This is a genomic window from Symbiopectobacterium sp. Eva_TO (assembly GCF_053848865.1).
This window is the reverse complement of sequence record NZ_JBSPEY010000004.1, coordinates 4084084-4102019: the sequence shown is the minus strand read 5'-3', so window position 1 is coordinate 4102019 and position 17936 is coordinate 4084084. Positions and strand designations below refer to the sequence as shown.

The window sequence follows — 17936 nt, the reverse complement described above, 5'->3', positions numbered from 1 at the left end:
GTTTTTTTATCTGTTGAGACTTATTTCAGTGCAGCCAGCGCGGCATCATAATCAGGTTCGGTGGTGATCTCGTTCACCAACTCGCTGTACAACACGTTGTCTTGCTCATCCAATACCACCACAGCGCGCGCAGTCAGTCCGTGCAGCGGGCCAGCGGCGATAGCAACACCGTAATTATCCTTGAATTCCGCACCGCGCAGCAAAGAGAGTACCACCACGTTGTTCAGATCTTCTGCACCGCAGAAACGCGATTGTGCAAACGGCAGATCGGCGGAGATACAGAGCACCACGGTGTTATCCAGCTCAGAAGCCAATTGGTTAAATTTGCGCACGGAAGCGGCGCAGACACCCGTATCAATACTTGGGAAGATATTCAGGATTTTACGCTTACCTGCGAACTGGGTCAGCGCGACATCGGAAAGGTCCTTGGCAACCAGTGTGAAGGCGGGAGCTTTAGCGCCTTTCTCTGGAAAGTTTCCGGCTACAGCGACAGGATTGCCTTGAAAATGCACATTTTTTGACATTTCTTTGTCCTTCAATTACAGGTGGTTAACACGGACATCAGTGTAGGGCAACATTAGCAACATTGATATAAAAACTTTTGTTGCAACAAGGTAACACACGGGGACAGGTAGCGTTCGCTGGCGTCGTCGGCAGAAACCGCCGGCAGCTCTAAGGTGATGCACGGCAACTGACGCTCTGCGCACCAACTGCCAAAAGAACCCGGCGTGGGGTAACCAATATGCTCGACCTGTGGCAATGAGAAAGCCTGTGAAAGCCATCCTGCCAGCGAAGAACGGTCCGGATCGTCAACGCAGGCAAGTGGCTCGTGGAAGGTGACAATCCAGGCTGGATCGAGACGTTCAATCAGCGAGCACAATGCCTGGGTTTCAGGCTCTGAGTCGGGATACGCGCCGGCGGAAAGCTGCACGTCGCGTTCAGGCGTGGCGCTGTTCCAGCGATAGACCATATCGGCTTCCTGCCAGTTGGCGGTGGGAAAATTACGTTTCAAATCAACGCCATTGGCGTTGGCGCGCAGACCAAGCTGGCAGCCATCCGGATTGACGCATAGCACCAGATGCTGATGGCGTTGTCCAGGGAGCAACGTTCGCAGGGCGCAGGAGAGAACGGATATTGACGCGGCTTCATCTCCGTGCGTGCCTGCGAGAATCAGGCCGGTGTCGCTACTGGTGTGCTCGGCTGGAAAGTAGAGTAACGGTGCGCCCAACGCGGATAAACCATAGCGTTCACCGGATACCTTAAGAGGTCCACGCTGGCGGCGTGGTGTCAGCAAACACGTGCTCGTCATGATGATGCCAAAGCCTCATTGTGGTCATTCATCCGAGTACTTCATCATAAAAGGTGCGATGAAAAAAGCCTTATTCGTGCCCCGTTTCGCATTGATACACACAGAGCGCCAATGCAATAAGGCGACATAGCCCATTTCCCGCTATGCATGGTTGCAATACACTGTGACTGATACCGTAACCTGATGATGGATGAGGTGAATGGCTATGCAATACCATAATAATACAGGGCTGAAACGGGGCCTATCAAGGAGCCTGCTGGCGGTCATTTTGGGCACGATAACGGGCAGTGCCGTGGCAGCCAACGTGCCTGCCGATGCCGTATTGGCGGATAAACAGGAAATTGTCCGCCATATCAAGGATGAACCCGTTTCTCTGGACCCGATTAAAGCGGTCGGCTTGCCCGAGGCGCAGGTGTCGCGCGATCTGTTCGAAGGGCTGCTGAATCAGGACGCACAAGGACGGGCGATCCCCGGCGTTGCATTGCGCTGGCAAACCAATGACAACCGAACCTTTCTATTTACGCTTCGCGATGATGCGCGCTGGTCGAATGGCGATCCAGTGACCGCACAGGATTTTGTCTACAGTTGGCGGCGTCTGGTTGATCCCGCCAACTCCTCGCCGTTTGCCTGGTTTGCTCGTCTGGCGGGGATCGTGAATGCTGAGCAGATCATTGCCGGGACTCAGACGCCAGATCAACTGGGTGTAACGGCGGTGGATGCGCATACGCTAGGCGTGCAGTTGAATAAGCCGGTACCTTATTTTATCAACCTTGTCGGCCATTTCAGTCTTTTTCCGGTGCACCAGAAAACCGTTGAGCAATTTGGCAACGACTGGACTAAACCGGGGAATTTGGTGGGTAACGGCGCTTTCGTGTTAAAAGAGCGCGTGGTCAATGAAAAGCTGGTGCTGACACCTAACCCTTACTACTGGGATAGAGCTAACACCCGTTTGACCAAAGTGACCTTTGTGCCAATCAATCAGGAATCCAACGCCACTAAGCGCTATCTGGCAGGGGATATCGATATCACCGAATCTTTCCCCAAACAGATGTACCAGAAGCTACTCAGGGATGTGCCGGGACAGGTGTACACGCCGGAGCAGTTGGGAACCTACTACTACGCCTTCAACACCCACCGTGCCCCGACCAATGATGCACGCGTACGCCGGGCGCTCTCCTACGCGATAGACCGCAAAATCATTGCCGAAAAGGTGCTGGGCACCGGAGAAAAACCGGCCTACCGCTTCACGCCTGATGTGACAGCCGGGTTTACGCCGGAGCCTAACCAGCTACAGCACTACTCGCAGGAAGAGTTGGATATGCAGGCCAAAGCGCTGATGGCCGCGGCGGGGTATGGGCCCGATCGTCCGCTGACGCTCTCGCTGTTGTATAACACGGAGGAAAACCATCAGAAAATTGCTATCGCCATCGCCTCAATGTGGAAGCAAAAGCTAGGCGTCAACGTGAAGTTGACTAATCAGGAGTGGCAGACCTATATCAATAGCCGTAACAGCGGTGATTTTGATGTGATCCGCGCATCCTGGGTAGGCGATTACAATGAAGCCTCGACGTTTCTGTCATTACTGACCTTAACGCACAGTGGAAATATTGCGCGTTTTCAGAGTGCGGATTACGATCGCGTGGTCAACGATGCCAGCATGAAAACCGATGCGACGGCGCGCAACGCGCTGTATAACCAGGCCGAAAATCTGCTGCTGGATGCTGCGCCTATCGCCCCTATCTATCAATACACCAATGGACGCTTGATCAAACCCTGGGTAAAAGGTTACCCGATCACCAATCCCGAAAATGTGACTTACAGCCATACCCTCTATATCTTGAAGCACTGATTGTTACTGTTAGCGATTAGGCAGCCCGTTTTGCGCGGGCTGACTACGGCTAGCGAACGACAAGCACCGAACAGGTGGCGTGTCGCACCACGGCGGCCGCGTTGGAGCCCAGTAAAAAGGTAGTGGCGCTGGGGCGGTGGGAGACTATGATGATGAGGTCAGCATCAAGTGAGTCAGCAAGCTTCAGGATTTGCTCCTTGGGCGTGCAGGTCATGATGTGCGGCATAATCCTGTCTTCCGGCAGGTTAAAACGCTTGATGACCTCGGTAAATGCCGCGCTGGTGTTGCGTTTCATCTCCTCTATATCGGGCAGCCCGGCAGGATAGGTAACACCAAGGGTGGTGTAATAGGGGTATGAAGGGATCACGGTAAGAAAGTGCACGTAGGTGTCATGTAGCTTCGCCAACGCTTCTACGTGCGCAACAACGCGTTGCGTTAATTCATTTTCAGTGTAGTGGTCAACTAATATTGGCCACCGCATTAGACTGTATGTAGAACAGTCGCTCAGATTCGTTTGGAGTTAAGCCGCCGTTATACCAGTGAGGCCGGATAGCGCTGTAATACCCCGTGATGTAGCGGATAATCGCGTCCTGGGCTTCGCTGAAGCTGTTGTAACCCTTTGTCGGCACCCATTCTGTCTTCAGGCTGCGGAAGAACCGCTCCATTGGCGCATTATCCCAGCAGTTACCCCGCCGACTCATACTCTGCTTTATCCGGCAGCGCCACAGGGCTTGCCGGTATTGACGGCTGGTATAGTGGCTGCCCTGGTCGCTGTGGAACATGACTCCTGTTGGTTGTCCCCGGAGTTCCCAGGCCATCTGCAACGCTTTAACTGTCAGCGCCGAGTCCGGCGACGTCGACATGGCCCAGCCCACCGGTTTGCGGGCGAACAGGTCTAGCACCACCGCAAGGTAAGCCCAGCATTTGCCCGTCCAGATGTAGGTCACATCGCCGCACCAGACCTGATCCGGCGCGGTAACCGCGAACTGGCGGTTGAGATAGTTCGGTATTTCAACGTGTTCATTGCCGCCGCGTTTGTATTTGTGAGCCGGTCGCTGGCAGCTGGCGATACCCAGCTCCTTCATCAGCTTGCCAGCCAGCCAGCGCCCCATTTTGACACCAGAGCTGCCGGTGACGATGGTCGCGATACTTCGAGCGCCGGCAGAGCCGCCGCTGGCGTTCCAGGCTTCCATGACGCGACTACACTTAACCACGCGCTCACCGTCGGGTTCATTAGCGGAAGCCTGCCAGTGCCTGTAGCTGCTGCGATGTACCTCAAAAGTTTGGCACAACGCCGTGACCGGGTATCGCGCCCTCAGCCTGTCGACTACCGTGAACCGTTGAGTGAGTCCGACATTAAGAGCGCCGTAGCCTTTTTTAGGATTTCGTTCTCCATTTCAAGGCATTGGACTTTTTTCTTCATCTCACGCAGCTCGAGCTGTTCAGGGGTAAGAGGAAGTCCCGTTGGCGTTTTTCCCTGTCGTTCAAGGCGAAGCTTATTGACCCAGCGACTAATGGCAGAATGGCTGACATTAACCGCCTCTGCGGCCTTAACGTATGTGTAGCCGTGGTCGACAACCAGCTTTGCGGCTTCGAGCTTAAATTCCGCCGTAAAATGTTTACCCATGAGGTCACCTGTCGTGTTGATGAGGTGAGCATATCACCTCCGCTCAGGTGGCCAGTATCAGTGTGCCACTACACTAGGCTTTAGCTGTTGTAAAATCATTACGGTATGACCGTCATTGTGATTGGGTAGCGTAATGGCCGTGGGAGAGAAAAACATGAAACCGTTTGAAGGAAAAGTATTGCAGGATTCAGAGGCGGTTCATGCCTGCCAGTTGGATGGGAAGGGTGGCATCAAACCGATTTCGGCCGACGGCATGGTCGATAGCGTCAATCCTTGCTGGCTGCATTTGGATTACAGCCAGCCTGGCAGTGCACGCTGGCTGAATGAAACGCCGCTGCTGCCTGACGGTATTCGTAACTTGTTGGCGGGAGAAAGTGCGCGTCCACGGGTTACGCGCTTGGGGGAAGGGACGCTCATCACCCTGCGCAGCATCAATCTCAATGCTGATTCACGCCCTGATCATTTGGTGGCCTTGCGGGTCTTTATCACCGATACACTGATTATCTCAACGCGCCGTCGTAAAATTGCCGCCATCAATGATGTGCTGACTGATTTGCAAGAGGGCAACGGCCCGACTGACAGCGGTAGCTGGCTGGTTTCCGTGGCGGAAGCACTGACGGACCAAACCAGTGAATTTATCGACGATCTGCACGAAAAAATCATCGATCTGGAAGACGATCTGCTGGAGCAGAAGATTCCGGCGCGCGGTACACTGGCATTGATCCGCAAGCAACTGATTGTGCTACGACGCTACATGACACCTCAGCGCGATGTTTTTTCCCGCCTTTCGTGCGAACGCTTGGCCTGGATGGGCGATGACGATCGCCGCAGGATGCAGGAGATTGCTGAACGTCTTGGGCGCGGATTGGACGATCTGGACGCCAGCGTAGCCCGCACCTCCGTACTGGCTGATGAAATTACCTCGCAGATGACAGAAGCGCTGAATCGACGCATCTACAGCATGTCTGTGTTGGCCATGATATTTTTGCCTACTACTTTCTTGACCGGGCTGTTTGGCGTCAATCTGGGCGGGATCCCAGGCGGTGGCTCATCCATGGGATTTATCACCTTCTGCGTTATGTTGCTCGTCTTGGTGGGGGGCGTTGCCCTGTGGTTAAAGCGCAGTAAATGGCTATGAAATTTTCCAACGGGTTACTGCGCTTGCTATCACAATATGTTGAGTGTCTTCAAAAAATTGAATATATTGAGAAATATCAATATTTCATGCACTCAGTTACGGCACTATCACTCCCGCAGGTGAATGCAATGTCAAGCGATGGGCGTTGCGCTCCATATTGTCTTACTTCCTTTTTTGAATTACTGCATAGCACAATTGATTCACACCATGCCGACGTTTATGTCGGCATTTTTTTTGCCTGAATATCAGCTGGGCACCGTAGTGCCCTGGCATTATTTGATTTCGATAACGTTAAGGCGCTCAGGTTCGGCAACGGCGTCGTCTTCGGGGTGCCAACCGATTGGTTGGAGCGGAAGCGTTTCACGATCGAACGCTAAATCGCCACCGTCAATCACTTCACTGCCGTGCTGGATTCCCTTGAAATCGAATAGGTGATGATCGGCCAAATGGGAGGGCACGACGTTTTGCATGGCCGTGAACATGGTCTCAATACGGCCGGGATGGCGTTTATCCCAATCGCGCAGCATGTCTTTGATTACCTGACGTTGCAGATTAGGCTGCGATCCGCACAGGTTGCAGGGGATAATTGGGAACGCGCGCGCGTCGGCAAAACGTTCGATATCTTTTTCACGACAGTAGGCCAGCGGGCGGATCACTACGTGTTTACCGTCGTCACTCATCAGCTTCGGCGGCATCCCTTTTAGCTTGCCACCGTAGAATATGTTGAGAAACAGCGTTTGCAGCATATCGTCACGGTGGTGACCGAGCGCAATTTTGGTGGCTCCCAGCTCGGTAGCCGTGCGGTAGAGAATACCGCGACGCAGTCGCGAACAGAGCGAGCAGGTGGTTTTCCCCTCAGGGATTTTTTCCTTCACAATGCCGTAGGTGTTCTCTTCGACAATCTTGTATTCAACGCCCAGGCTGTCCAGATACTGTGGCAAAACGTGCTCAGGAAAACCCGGCTGTTTCTGGTCGAGATTGACGGCCACCAGTGAAAAATTCACGGGGGCGCTCTGTTGCAGAGACCCTGTACATGATTCTGTGTAAATGCCTTTCTCAGTAGTGACCGTCCAGGCGGTCACCGAACTCGATAATAAAACGGCTCATTGCCATACGCCAGTCCCGCAGTGGCATCGTCCATTTCTGTGAGGCCGACTGGATTGCCAGCCACACCACCTTTTTCACTGCGTCGTCAGTCGGGAACACCTTGCGTTTTTTAATCGCATGCCGGATCACACTGTTCAGCGACTCGATGGCGTTGGTTGTGTCGATGACTTTGCGGATATCTGCCGGGTAAGCGAAGAACGTTGCCAGATTGCTCCAGTTCGTCTGCCAGCTCCGGCTTATCTGTGGATAGCGGCTGTCCCATGCGCTGGCGAATGCTTCCAGCGCCTGCTGGCCTGCTTCTTCCGTAGCGGCCTGATAGATGGCTTTCAGGTCGCGTGTGACGGCTTTGTAGTCCTTCCAAAAGACGAACCTCAGGCTGTTGCGTACCATGTGCACGGTGCACCGCTGGATGCGGGCTTCCGGATACACCGCGTTGATGGCGTCCGGGAAGCCTTTCAGACCGTCGACACAGGCGATGAGGATATCGTTCAGGCCGCGGTTTTTTAGTTCTGTCAGCACATTGAGCCAGAACTTCGCGCCCTCGTTTTCGGCCAGTCACATACCCAGCAGTTCTTTCTGGCCCTCGATGTTGATACCCAGTACCAGGAACACGGATTTATTGATGACGCGACTGTCCTGCCGGACCTTCAGGATGATACAGTCAAGGTAAAAAATGGGATAGACTGCATCCAGTGGACGATTTTGCCATTCAGTAACTTGTTCCATCACGGCGTCGGTGACCTTCGAGACCAGCGCCGGTGAGACATCCGCGTCATACAGCTCTTTGAACGCATACGCTATCTCGCGGGTGGTCATCCCTCTGGCGTACAGGGACAGGATTTGGTTATCCATCCCGGTGATCCGGGTCTGGTTTTTCTTCACCAGTTGTGGTTCGAAGGAGCCATCACGATCGCGCGGAGTACGTAGTTCCAGAGGGCCATCGCCGGTGGTCACGGTGTTTGTGGAATAGCCGTTGCGGGAGTTGGCCCCCGGTTTGGGCTGATTTTTATCGTAGCCCAGATGGTGGAACATTTCGGCGTTGAGAGCAGCCTCAACGCTGATTTTCTTCAGCAGGCGATCAAATTGGCTGAGATCGTCAGGGGTTTTGAGTTTTTTGGCCAGTTCGTTAGCCAGAGCCTGCAACTGTTTTTCGTCCATAAATTAACCTGTTTTTGATGTTGGATTGAACATATCAAAATCAGGCAATTACACAAATTTATGTACAGGATCGTTGCAGATTACGCAGTATTTCCAGCAGCGTGTAACTGTCTTTACCGCCGGAGAGGCACACCATAATGGGGTCAACCTCTTCAATCATATTGAAGTCAGCGATCGCTTCACCCACGTTGCGGGGTAAACGCTTTTGCAGTTTGTTGAGGTTGTATTGCTGTTTTTTTAATTTGTTGATTTTATTGCATTTAATTTCATTTTCATACCCTTCAAGGGCACCACAGGACAAATTGATTCACGGGGAAGGCCTTTTACTCGGCAGTCCAACCCGATCTGTGTTCAGGTCTTCTATCCGTTTGCCGTAGAATTCATACACCTATTGTGCATTTTCATGCCCCATCTGTGTAGTGATAAACCAGGGGGGTTGGCTCTTGCAGAAAGTTACGGCTTTGTTGAATAAATCAGAACTTGTAACGACTGTGCTCCAGGTCGATTGTTACGTGATGCGAATACTGTTCGGCATTCCTAATAGCGTGATCCGGTTAAGCGCTTTGACCATCGCCATGGCTTCACCCACCTGAACATCGTAGTCACGCAGACTTAGATGACCACCCAGAAGCGTTTTGAACCGGAACATGGCCGTTTCAGCCACTGAGCGTCGGTGATAGCCCACTTTCTTTTTCCAGGTATCGTTGCTGCCGCTCAGGCGCTGATTTGCAACAGCGTGGTTACGCTCGTGGTAGTGGTCCGGCCAATATTGCGCCCCCCTTCGCGGCGGGATAAGCGGCCTTATTTTCTTCCTCAGCAGAGCATCATGGCAGTAACCTGTATCGTAAGCGCCGTCAGCCGATGCCTCTCTGATTTTCCGGTGGGTCTGGTTTATCAGTGCCGGTAGAGCCTGGGCATCAGTCGTACCACTGAGCGACAAATCCGCACAGATAATCTCATGCGTCGCACTGTCTACTGCCAGATGCAGCTTACGCCACACCCTGCGTCTGTCGGCACCATGCTGCCGGACTTTCCATTCGCCTTCGCCAAAGACCTTCAGGCCGGTTCCATCAATGACCAGATGTGAGATTTCACCACGGGTTGGCGTTTTTATGCTGATGTTCACTGTCTTTGCTCGCTTGCTGAGCAGCGAATAGTCTGGACAATGCAGCGACAATTTAATCAGTTTAAAAATCGAGTCAACAAAACCCTGTAAAGCCCTCAATGAATCTATTTTCACCCCCATTTTTGCAACACTGATCTTTGATTAATGGTGGGCTTGCTTAAATCTATCCGGCGTCTTTATGGCCAAGGATGCCCGCGCCACGATGAGTTTCGCACCTGATATTCCTAAAAAGGCCATCGGCTTCATTGAGCCATTTTCATTTTTTGGTTTTATATCAGGCCGTCAGGCCGTTCATGTCATCAATAATCAGTCTTCGCAAAACCAGATGGGTAACTTCGTTAAATTGCTGACTGTTAGACCAGCATTACTGTTCAAACACGGTATTTCGTGTCGTTATTGCCCAAGCTATTCGAGCTAATTCAGGGTATCAGACAGTGCCAGTGCTTCTTGTTGACGCGTTGTCAGCAGCGCATCGGAAGGACGCAGTGCTCCTACCAGTTCACCATCCAGCACCGGAATCGGGTTGGCTGCAAGGTCACGCACGGTCAGAGTATCGTTCGGATGCGCGGCTTGCCATTCGGCGACGAAGTGATCCGCCAGTTGGTTTGACTGGGAATACCCTGCCAGAATGCTGGATTTCAGAACTAGTACTTTGCTCATTGTGTCATTCCTTTTCTCGTTTGGATGGGGTACGTCTTGTCACTGCCCCCGGATGACTAGCATCTTATGCAGTGTACCAACAGGTTGAAAGTGCAATATTTCGAGGGCATTGTTCGATTTTATTGAACAAGATAAAAAAGGCACGGTGATAACACCCGCGCCGGCATGTGATAGCATGCCCGCCGAATGATAAAACGCAGGCACAGAGGTAGCCTGCGTAGCGTTTGCGCGATATACGTTTGAGGAACAGGATTGTGACATCACCCCTTACACCATTGTCATCTCAGTTGGATGAGCTCATGTTGCGCGACAGGTTGCGCCTCCAACGCCGTTTACAGGGGGGCGAAAGTGCGTAACCCACAGGCGCAAGCCGCTATTGCGCAGGAACTCAGTGTAGAGATCGCTGCGGCGCAAACGCGCGTTGCGCAGCGTCGGGCCAGTTGTCCGGCCATCAACTACCCGCCCTCGCTGCCGGTAAGTCAGAAGCGTGACGAGATTTTGCGCGCGGTGCGCGATAATCAGGTAGTGATCGTTGCTGGTGAAACCGGCTCAGGCAAAACCACCCAGTTGCCGAAGATCTGCCTGGAATTGGGGCGCGGTGTCAGAGGCATGATTGGTCATACCCAGCCGCGTCGTCTGGCTGCACGTGCCGTGGCCGATCGCATTGCGGCCGAATTAGACACACAGCTGGGCGGCTGCGTCGGTTATAAAGTGCGTTTCAACGATCAGGTGGGGGAAACTTCACTGGTGAAGCTGATGACCGACGGTATCTTGCTGGCGGAGATTCAGCAAGATCGGTTATTGATGCAGTATGACACCATCATTATCGATGAGGCACATGAACGTAGCCTGAATATCGATTTCATATTGGGCTACTTGCGCCAACTGTTGCCAAAACGCCCCGACCTCAAGGTCATTATCACGTCAGCAACCATTGATCCTGAGCGCTTTTCGCGCCATTTCGGCAATGCCCCGATCGTGGAAGTGTCAGGGCGTACCTACCCGGTGGAAGTACGCTATCGTCCGGTGGTTGAAGAGGCTGATGACAGCGCTCGCGATCAATTACAGGCGATTTTCGATGCCGTTGATGAGCTGAGCCGCGAAGGGCCGGGGGATATTCTGGTGTTTATGAGCGGCGAGCGGGAGATTCGAGATACCGCCGATGCGCTCAACAAGTTGGACTTGTCGCACACTGAGGTGGTGCCGCTTTATGCGCGCTTATCCAATCAGGAACAGAACCGTGTTTTCCAATCCCATGCCGGGCGGCGTATTGTGCTGGCCACCAACGTGGCGGAAACCTCACTCACGGTGCCCGGTATTCGTTATGTGATTGACCCTGGTACGGCGCGCATCAGTCGCTACAGCTACCGCACCAAGGTTCAGCGCTTGCCAATCGAAGCCATTTCGCAGGCGTCTGCCAATCAGCGTAAAGGGCGCTGTGGCCGCGTGGCTGCCGGGGTTTGTATTCGGCTCTATTCGGAACCCGATTTCTTGTCGCGTCCTGAATTTACCGACCCGGAAATCTTGCGCACCAATCTGGCTTCGGTCATTTTGCAGATGACATCTCTTGGGTTGGGCGATATCGCCGCGTTTCCGTTTGTGGAAGCGCCGGATAACCGTAACATTCAGGACGGTGTGCGTCTGCTGGAAGAGTTGGGAGCGATCACTACCGCTGAGAACGGTCACTACCGCTTGACGACGTCAGGACGGCAGTTGGCCCAGTTGCCTATCGATCCACGCCTGGCTCGCATGGTGCTGGAGGCGAGTAAAACCCGCTGCGTGCGTGAAGTGATGGTGATAACCGCCGCGTTGTCGATTCAGGATCCGCGTGAACGCCCACTGGACAAAAAGCAGGCGTCCGATGAAAAACATCGGCGATTTGTCGATAAATCCTCCGATTTCCTCACGTTGGTCAACCTGTGGAACTACCTGCGTGAGCAGCAGCAGGCACGCTCCTCAAGCCAGTTCCGTAAACAGTGCCGCAGTGACTACTTGAGCTACCTGGGCGTGCGCGAGTGGCAGGATATTTATACCCAACTGCGCCAGGTGGTGAAGACCTTGGGTATCCCGGTTAACAGCGAACCGGCTGATTATCTCAGCGTTCACTGCGCCTTGTTGACCGGCATGCTTTCCCATATCGGTCAGAAAGATGTAGAAAAGCAGGAGTTTACCGGTGCGCGCAATGCACGCTTTGCGCTGTTCCCCGGTTCTGCACTGTTTAAAAAACCGCCTAAATGGGTAATGGTAGCGGAACTGGTGGAAACCAGTCGCTTGTGGGGACGCATGGCGGCCCGACTTGAACCGGAGTGGATTGAACCGGTTGCACAGCACCTGATTAAGCGTAGCTACAGCGAGCCGCACTGGGAAAAAGCGCAGGGCGTAGTGATGGCGTTGGAGAAAGTCACGCTGTATGGCTTGCCGATTGTGGCCGCGCGTAAGGTTAACTACAGCCCGATTGATCCGGTACTGGGGCGTGAACTGTTTATCCGCCATGCGCTGGTGGAAGGGGATTGGCAAACGCGGCACGCGTTCTTCCGCTCCAACCTCAAACTGCTGGCGGAAGTGGAAGATCTCGAGCACAAATCGCGACGTCGCGACATTCTGGTCGATGACGACACGCTGTTTGCGTTTTACGATCAGCGTATTCCGCACGAGGTTATCTCAGCCCGTCACTTTGATAACTGGTGGAAAGCCGCGAGCCGCGCAGACACAGACCTGCTCAACTTCGAAAAGAGCATGTTAATCAAAGATGGTGCGGAAAAGGTCAGTGCCTTTGACTACCCCAATTTCTGGCATCAGGGGGCGATTAAACTGCGTTTATCCTATCAGTTTGAGCCCGGTGCCGATGCGGATGGGGTCACGGTGCATATTCCGCTTCCGATTCTCAATCAGGTGCGTGAGGACGGGTTTGAATGGCAAATTCCCGGTCTGCGTGAAGACCTGATCATTGCCTTGATCAAGTCCTTGCCCAAACCGTTACGACGCAATTTTGTGCCGGCACCTAACTATGCACAAGCATTTCTCGGGCGTGCCACGCCGTTGGAACGGGGACTGCTGGAATCGCTGGAGCGTGAACTGCGCTTGATGACTGGTGTGACCGTGCCGCGTGAAGAGTGGCAATGGGAACAGGTGCCCAATCATCTGAAAATGACGTTTCGCGTAATCGATGAAAAAAATCATACGTTACGCGAAGGCAAAGATCTGGCGGCGCTGAAAACCCAGCTCAAAGAGAAAGTGCAGCAGACCTTATCTGCCGTTGCCGATGATGGGCTGGAGCAACAGGGACTGCATATTTGGAGCTTTGGCACCCTGCCGGAACGCTATGAGCAGAAGCGCGGCGGTTACTCGGTGAAGGCTTACCCTGCGCTGGTGGATGAGAAAGAAAGCGTCGCAATCCGGGTATTTGATACGCCGGAACAGCAGCAGCACGCGATGCGCCACGGCCTGCGTCGTTTGCTTTTGCTTAATATCCCGTCCCCCATCAAATATCTGCATGAAAAGCTGCCGAATAAAGCCAAGTTGGGGCTATATTTCAACCCCTATGGAAAAGTGCTGGATCTGATCGATGACTGCATCGCCTGCGGCGTTGATAAACTGGTGGCACAAGCAGGGGGCGTGGTATGGGAGGAAGCCGCGTTCCAGCAATTGCATGAAAAGGTGCGCGCGGATCTGAACGAAACCGTTGTTGATATCGCCAAGCAGGTGGAGCAGATCCTGACCACTGTTTTCGCTATCAATAAACGTCTGAAGGGCCGGGTCGATATGGCGCTGGCGTTGGCGTTAAGCGATATCAAAGCACAACTGAGTGGCTTGGTTTATCGAGGCTTTGTCACCGATGTCGGCTGGCAGCGACTGCCCGATGTGTTGCGCTATTTGCAGGCGATTGAGCGCCGGCTGGAGAAATTGGCAAAGGATGTTCACCGCGACAGGGCGCAGATGCTGAAGGTGGAGCAGGTGCAGCAAGCCTGGCAGCAGTTGTGGCATAAGGTGCCTGAAGCGCAGCGCGATGATGACAATGTGAAAAATATTCGCTGGATGATTGAAGAGCTACGCGTCAGCTATTTTGCCCAACAGTTGGGCACACCCTATCCCATTTCGGATAAACGGGTACTGCAAGCCATGGAGCAGATTGTGCTGTAAGCGTCGGCGGCGTATTGTGAAGCAAAAATGCGGGCGGAGCGGAAACGGTTCGCCTGCTTTTTTATGTACTGTAGTGGTCAACTAATATTGGCCACCGCATTAGACTGTATGTAGAACAGTCGCTCAGATTCGTTTGGAGTTAAGCCGCCGTTATACCAGTGAGGCCGGATAGCGCTGTAATACCCCGTGATGTAGCGGATAATCGCGTCCTGGGCTTCGCTGAAGCTGTTGTAACCCTTTGTCGGCACCCATTCTGTCTTCAGGCTGCGGAAGAACCGCTCCATTGGCGCATTATCCCAGCAGTTACCCCGCCGACTCATACTCTGCTTTATCCGGCAGCGCCACAGGGCTTGCCGGTATTGACGGCTGGTATAGTGGCTGCCCTGGTCGCTGTGGAACATGACTCCTGTTGGTTGTCCCCGGAGTTCCCAGGCCATCTGCAACGCTTTAACTGTCAGCGCCGAGTCCGGCGACGTCGACATGGCCCAGCCCACCGGTTTGCGGGCGAACAGGTCTAGCACCACCGCAAGGTAAGCCCAGCATTTGCCCGTCCAGATGTAGGTCACATCGCCGCACCAGACCTGATCCGGCGCGGTAACCGCGAACTGGCGGTTGAGATAGTTCGGTATTTCAACGTGTTCATTGCCGCCGCGTTTGTATTTGTGAGCCGGTCGCTGGCAGCTGGCGATACCCAGCTCCTTCATCAGCTTGCCAGCCAGCCAGCGCCCCATTTTGACACCAGAGCTGCCGGTGACGATGGTCGCGATACTTCGAGCGCCGGCAGAGCCGCCGCTGGCGTTCCAGGCTTCCATGACGCGACTACACTTAACCACGCGCTCACCGTCGGGTTCATTAGCGGAAGCCTGCCAGTGCCTGTAGCTGCTGCGATGTACCTCAAAAGTTTGGCACAACGCCGTGACCGGGTATCGCGCCCTCAGCCTGTCGACTACCGTGAACCGTTGAGTGAGTCCGACATTAAGAGCGCCGTAGCCTTTTTTAGGATTTCGTTCTCCATTTCAAGGCATTGGACTTTTTTCTTCATCTCACGCAGCTCGAGCTGTTCAGGGGTAAGAGGAAGTCCCGTTGGCGTTTTTCCCTGTCGTTCAAGGCGAAGCTTATTGACCCAGCGACTAATGGCAGAATGGCTGACATTAACCGCCTCTGCGGCCTTAACGTATGTGTAGCCGTGGTCGACAACCAGCTTTGCGGCTTCGAGCTTAAATTCCGCCGTAAAATGTTTACCCATGAGGTCACCTGTCGTGTTGATGAGGTGATATGCTCACCTCATCTGTATTAGTCGCGACTTGATCTGACACTGGACCTTGAAAGGTTGAGAGTTACCGGTTTTGATATGGGTGTCGAATCCTTATACAAAACACGAAGTAACTCTCATGCTTCATACTAACAATCCCATCATCAAACACAAAGCCGGCCTGCTCAATCTCGCCGAAGAACTCGGTAACGTATCAAAAGCCTGTAAAATCATGGGTGTGTCACGCGACACGTTTTATCGCTATCAGGAACTGGCGGCAGAAGGCGGCATTGACGCTCTGGTTAACCAAAACCGCCGGGTTCCCAACCTGAAAAACCGTGCTGATGAAGCCACTGAACGTGCGGTTGTTGATTACGCCATTGAGTTCCCGGCTCATGGCCAGCACCGGACCAGTAATGAGCTGCGTAAAAAAGGCGTCTTCATTTCTGGCAGCGGTGTGCGCTCCATCTGGCAACGACACGATCTGGAAAACTTTCGTAAGCGCCTGAAGGCACTTGAAGAAAAAGTTGCCAGAGAAGGCATCGTACTTACTGATGCTCAAATCGCTGCACTGGAGAAGAAGGCGCACGACGACGAAGCCTGTGGTGAAATAGAGACTGCTCACCCGGGTTATCTGGGGTCGCAGGACACCTTCTACGTGGGTAATCTGAAAGGTGTTGGCCGTATCTACCAGCAGACGTTCGTGGATACGTACTCGAAAGTGGCGCACTGCAAGCTTTACACGAGTAAAGCACCGATCTCTGCCGCCGACCTGCTCAATGATCGCGTGCTGCCGTTCTACGAAGCTCAGGGGCTGCCAATGCTAAGAATACTGACGGACAGGGGGACGGAGTACTGCGGTAAAGTGGAACAACATGACTATCAGCTGTACTTGGCTATCAACGATATAGACCATACGAAAACGAAAGCGATGTCTCCGCAGACAAACGGTATCTGCGAGCGCTTCCATAAAACTATTTTGCAGGATTTTTATCAGGTTGCGTTCCGTAAGACGTTATACGAGGACCTAGAAAGTCTACAAAAGGATCTGGACAACTGGTTGTGGCATTACAATAATGAGCGAACTCATCAGGGTAAAATGTGCTGCGGGCGTACGCCAATGGCCACGTTACTTGATGGTAAACGAGTCTGGGCAGAAAAAAATCTGAACCAGATTTAATCTGACAGACACCTGTATAAATAACCGGTAACTGTCAGATCAGGTCTGAGCTAATACACCTCATCAATGATCTTGACCCACCATCTCCGGACAGCTTTTGTATCTTAAGTTAACGATGCCCGCTGGCGCCGATATTCTCTTGGGGAGTTGTATCCCAGCGCACTGTGCGGATGGTTTTCATTGTAATGATTGAACGCCGCTGCAAGATTCTTCAGCGCTGTTCGCACATCGGGTTTTGGCATGAAGGCGATGTAATCTTCCTTCATCGTCTTCACGAACCGTTCTGCCATGCCGTTACTCTGTGGACTGCTCACTGCTGTTGTGCAGGGCTCCAGATTCAGTTCTCTGGCGAACTTCCGCGTTTCATGCGCTGTGTACGCTGAACCATTATCCGTCAGCCATTGCACTGGTTTATCCAGCAGCGCGCTACCGAAGCGTTTTTCCACCGACCTCAGCATCACATCCTGCACGGTTGAACTGTCATAACCCCTTGTGCTCGCTGCCCAGTCTATGGCCTCCCGGTCGCAGCAGTCCAGTGCGAACGTCACCCGCAGCTTCTCGCCGTTGTCACAACCGAACTCGAAGCCATCTGAGCACCAGCGCATATCGCTCTCTGCTACCGCGATTTTGCCTTTATGCTCCCGCTTCGGACGTTCAGTTTTATCATGCAACAACAGCAGGTTATGCTCGCTCATTATCCTGTAAAGCCGTTTGGCGTTCACCGGTGGAAGTCCCTCTGCACGACGTTGCTTACGCAGGATACCCCACACTCGGCGGTAACCGTAACTGGGCATGTCGCTGATGATACGGAGGATGTCCGATAATATCTCAGCATCAGCTTCGTCATTACGCCGGTTGCTGCGCCTGTCCAGCCAGTCGGCAGAACGGTTAACCCGCAGTGACAGCTGCGCACGCGACACGCTCATGGCGCGGCTGACCAGAGCTATTCCCCGTCCTTTGGCAACAAGGGCGCGTGCGCTATCCATTTTCGCGACTGGCGGTACTCCACTGCTTCTTTGAGGATCTCAACTTCCATCGTCTTCTTACCCAGAAGGCGCTGTAGCTCCCGGACCTGCTTGAGGGCAGTCGCCAGCGCCGAAGCTGGAACCACTTCTTCTCCGGCCGCAACGGCGGTGAGGCTTCCTTCCTGGTATTGCTTCTTCCACTTAAACAAAAGGCTGGGCTGGATGCCATGCAGGCGGGCTACATGGGAGACGTTCATCCCCGGCTCCATTGTCTGCTGAATGATGGCGATTTTCTCTTGCGGAGTTTTACGCTTACGGACTTCTTGCCCTAACAGGATCCCGGTCATTTCAAAATTAGCATGATTGTTAGACATATATCTAAGCCTATCTCTTATCTGGAGATACAGCTACTGTCTGGTGTTACA

At 53.3% G+C, this 17936-nt stretch carries 10 protein-coding genes and 6 pseudogenes; 5 read left to right on the top strand and 11 right to left on the bottom strand.

Features of this window, described 5'->3' with window-relative positions; all coding sequences use genetic code 11:
• Positions 1-20 precede the first annotated feature (20 nt).
• Both tpx and mpaA read right to left on the bottom strand, forming a co-directional pair.
• Positions 21-524, bottom strand: coding sequence for a thiol peroxidase (gene tpx, locus ACWWJF_RS24065; protein WP_455871246.1), 504 nt, complete (start codon positions 522-524; stop codon positions 21-23).
• Positions 525-577: 53 nt separating this feature from the next.
• On the bottom strand, positions 578-1309 hold the full coding sequence (mpaA, locus tag ACWWJF_RS24060) for a murein tripeptide amidase MpaA (RefSeq protein WP_455870762.1): 732 nt from the start codon (positions 1307-1309) through the stop codon (positions 578-580).
• A gap of 199 nt (positions 1310-1508) precedes the next feature.
• Here mpaA and ACWWJF_RS24055 point away from each other — a divergent pair, with 199 nt between their 5' ends.
• Positions 1509-3158, top strand: coding sequence for a peptide ABC transporter substrate-binding protein (locus tag ACWWJF_RS24055; RefSeq protein WP_455870761.1), 1650 nt, complete (start codon positions 1509-1511; stop codon positions 3156-3158).
• Positions 3159-3207: 49 nt separating this feature from the next.
• Here ACWWJF_RS24055 and uspF read toward each other — a convergent pair whose 3' ends face one another.
• Positions 3208-3639 carry a universal stress protein UspF gene (uspF, locus tag ACWWJF_RS24050; RefSeq protein WP_455870760.1) on the bottom strand — a complete coding sequence of 144 codons (432 nt, stop codon included), beginning with the start codon at positions 3637-3639 and terminating at the stop codon, positions 3208-3210.
• Positions 3617-4785 (bottom strand): IS3 family transposase gene (locus ACWWJF_RS24045; protein WP_455868400.1). Its coding sequence is split into 2 segments (ribosomal slippage): positions 3617-4530 and positions 4530-4785, totalling 1170 coding nucleotides; the frame shifts between segments, so codons are not numbered across the junction. Before ACWWJF_RS24045 ends, uspF begins: the two co-directional genes overlap by 23 nt.
• 154 nt (positions 4786-4939) lie before the next feature.
• Between ACWWJF_RS24045 and zntB the strand changes: the two genes are divergently transcribed.
• Positions 4940-5923: a zinc transporter ZntB gene (gene zntB / locus ACWWJF_RS24040; RefSeq protein WP_455871245.1), complete on the top strand. Its 984-nt coding sequence runs from the start codon at positions 4940-4942 to the stop codon at positions 5921-5923.
• Between the two features lie 272 nt (positions 5924-6195).
• Here zntB and ttcA read toward each other — a convergent pair.
• From ttcA to ACWWJF_RS24020, 4 pseudogenes are all read right to left on the bottom strand, one after another.
• Positions 6196-6948: pseudogene (gene ttcA, locus ACWWJF_RS24035) on the bottom strand (tRNA 2-thiocytidine(32) synthetase TtcA); the annotation flags it as partial.
• 31 nt (positions 6949-6979) lie between these two features.
• Positions 6980-8188, bottom strand: a pseudogene (locus ACWWJF_RS24030) (IS256 family transposase).
• 67 nt (positions 8189-8255) lie between these two features.
• Positions 8256-8438: pseudogene (locus ACWWJF_RS24025) on the bottom strand (tRNA 2-thiocytidine(32) synthetase TtcA); the annotation flags it as partial.
• Between the two features lie 258 nt (positions 8439-8696).
• A pseudogene (locus ACWWJF_RS24020) lies at positions 8697-9416 on the bottom strand (IS5 family transposase); the annotation flags it as partial.
• A gap of 76 nt (positions 9417-9492) precedes the next feature.
• On the opposite strand from ACWWJF_RS24020, the gene ACWWJF_RS24015 reads away from it, so the two are divergent.
• A complete protein-coding gene (locus ACWWJF_RS24015) occupies positions 9493-9732 on the top strand; it encodes a hypothetical protein (protein ID WP_455868475.1) in 240 nt (79 codons plus the stop codon).
• Positions 9733-9734: 2 nt separating this feature from the next.
• Here the strand turns inward: ACWWJF_RS24015 and ACWWJF_RS24010 are convergent.
• Positions 9735-9974, bottom strand: a pseudogene (locus tag ACWWJF_RS24010) (NAD(P)H-dependent oxidoreductase); the annotation flags it as partial.
• Positions 9975-10228: 254 nt separating this feature from the next.
• Between ACWWJF_RS24010 and hrpA the strand changes: the two are divergent.
• Positions 10229-14114, top strand: a pseudogene (gene hrpA, locus ACWWJF_RS24005) (ATP-dependent RNA helicase HrpA).
• Positions 14115-14191: 77 nt separating this feature from the next.
• Here the strand turns inward: hrpA and ACWWJF_RS24000 are convergent.
• Positions 14192-15360, bottom strand: a protein-coding gene (locus ACWWJF_RS24000) for an IS3 family transposase (RefSeq protein WP_455868400.1) whose coding sequence is annotated in 2 segments (ribosomal slippage) — positions 14192-15105 and positions 15105-15360 — 1170 coding nt in all. Because the reading frame shifts where the segments join, the coding sequence is not laid out codon by codon here.
• A gap of 145 nt (positions 15361-15505) precedes the next feature.
• On the opposite strand from ACWWJF_RS24000, the gene ACWWJF_RS23995 reads away from it, so the two are divergent.
• Complete coding sequence (locus ACWWJF_RS23995) at positions 15506-16546, top strand: IS481 family transposase (RefSeq protein ID WP_455868660.1); 1041 nt, start codon at positions 15506-15508, stop codon at positions 16544-16546.
• A 104-nt stretch (positions 16547-16650) separates the two neighbouring features.
• On the opposite strand, the gene ACWWJF_RS23990 is transcribed toward ACWWJF_RS23995, so the two are convergent.
• Positions 16651-17858, bottom strand: a protein-coding gene (locus ACWWJF_RS23990) for an IS3 family transposase (protein ID WP_455871244.1) whose coding sequence is annotated in 2 segments (ribosomal slippage) — positions 16651-17537 and positions 17537-17858 — 1209 coding nt in all. Because the reading frame shifts where the segments join, the coding sequence is not laid out codon by codon here.
• Positions 17859-17936 lie beyond the last annotated feature (78 nt).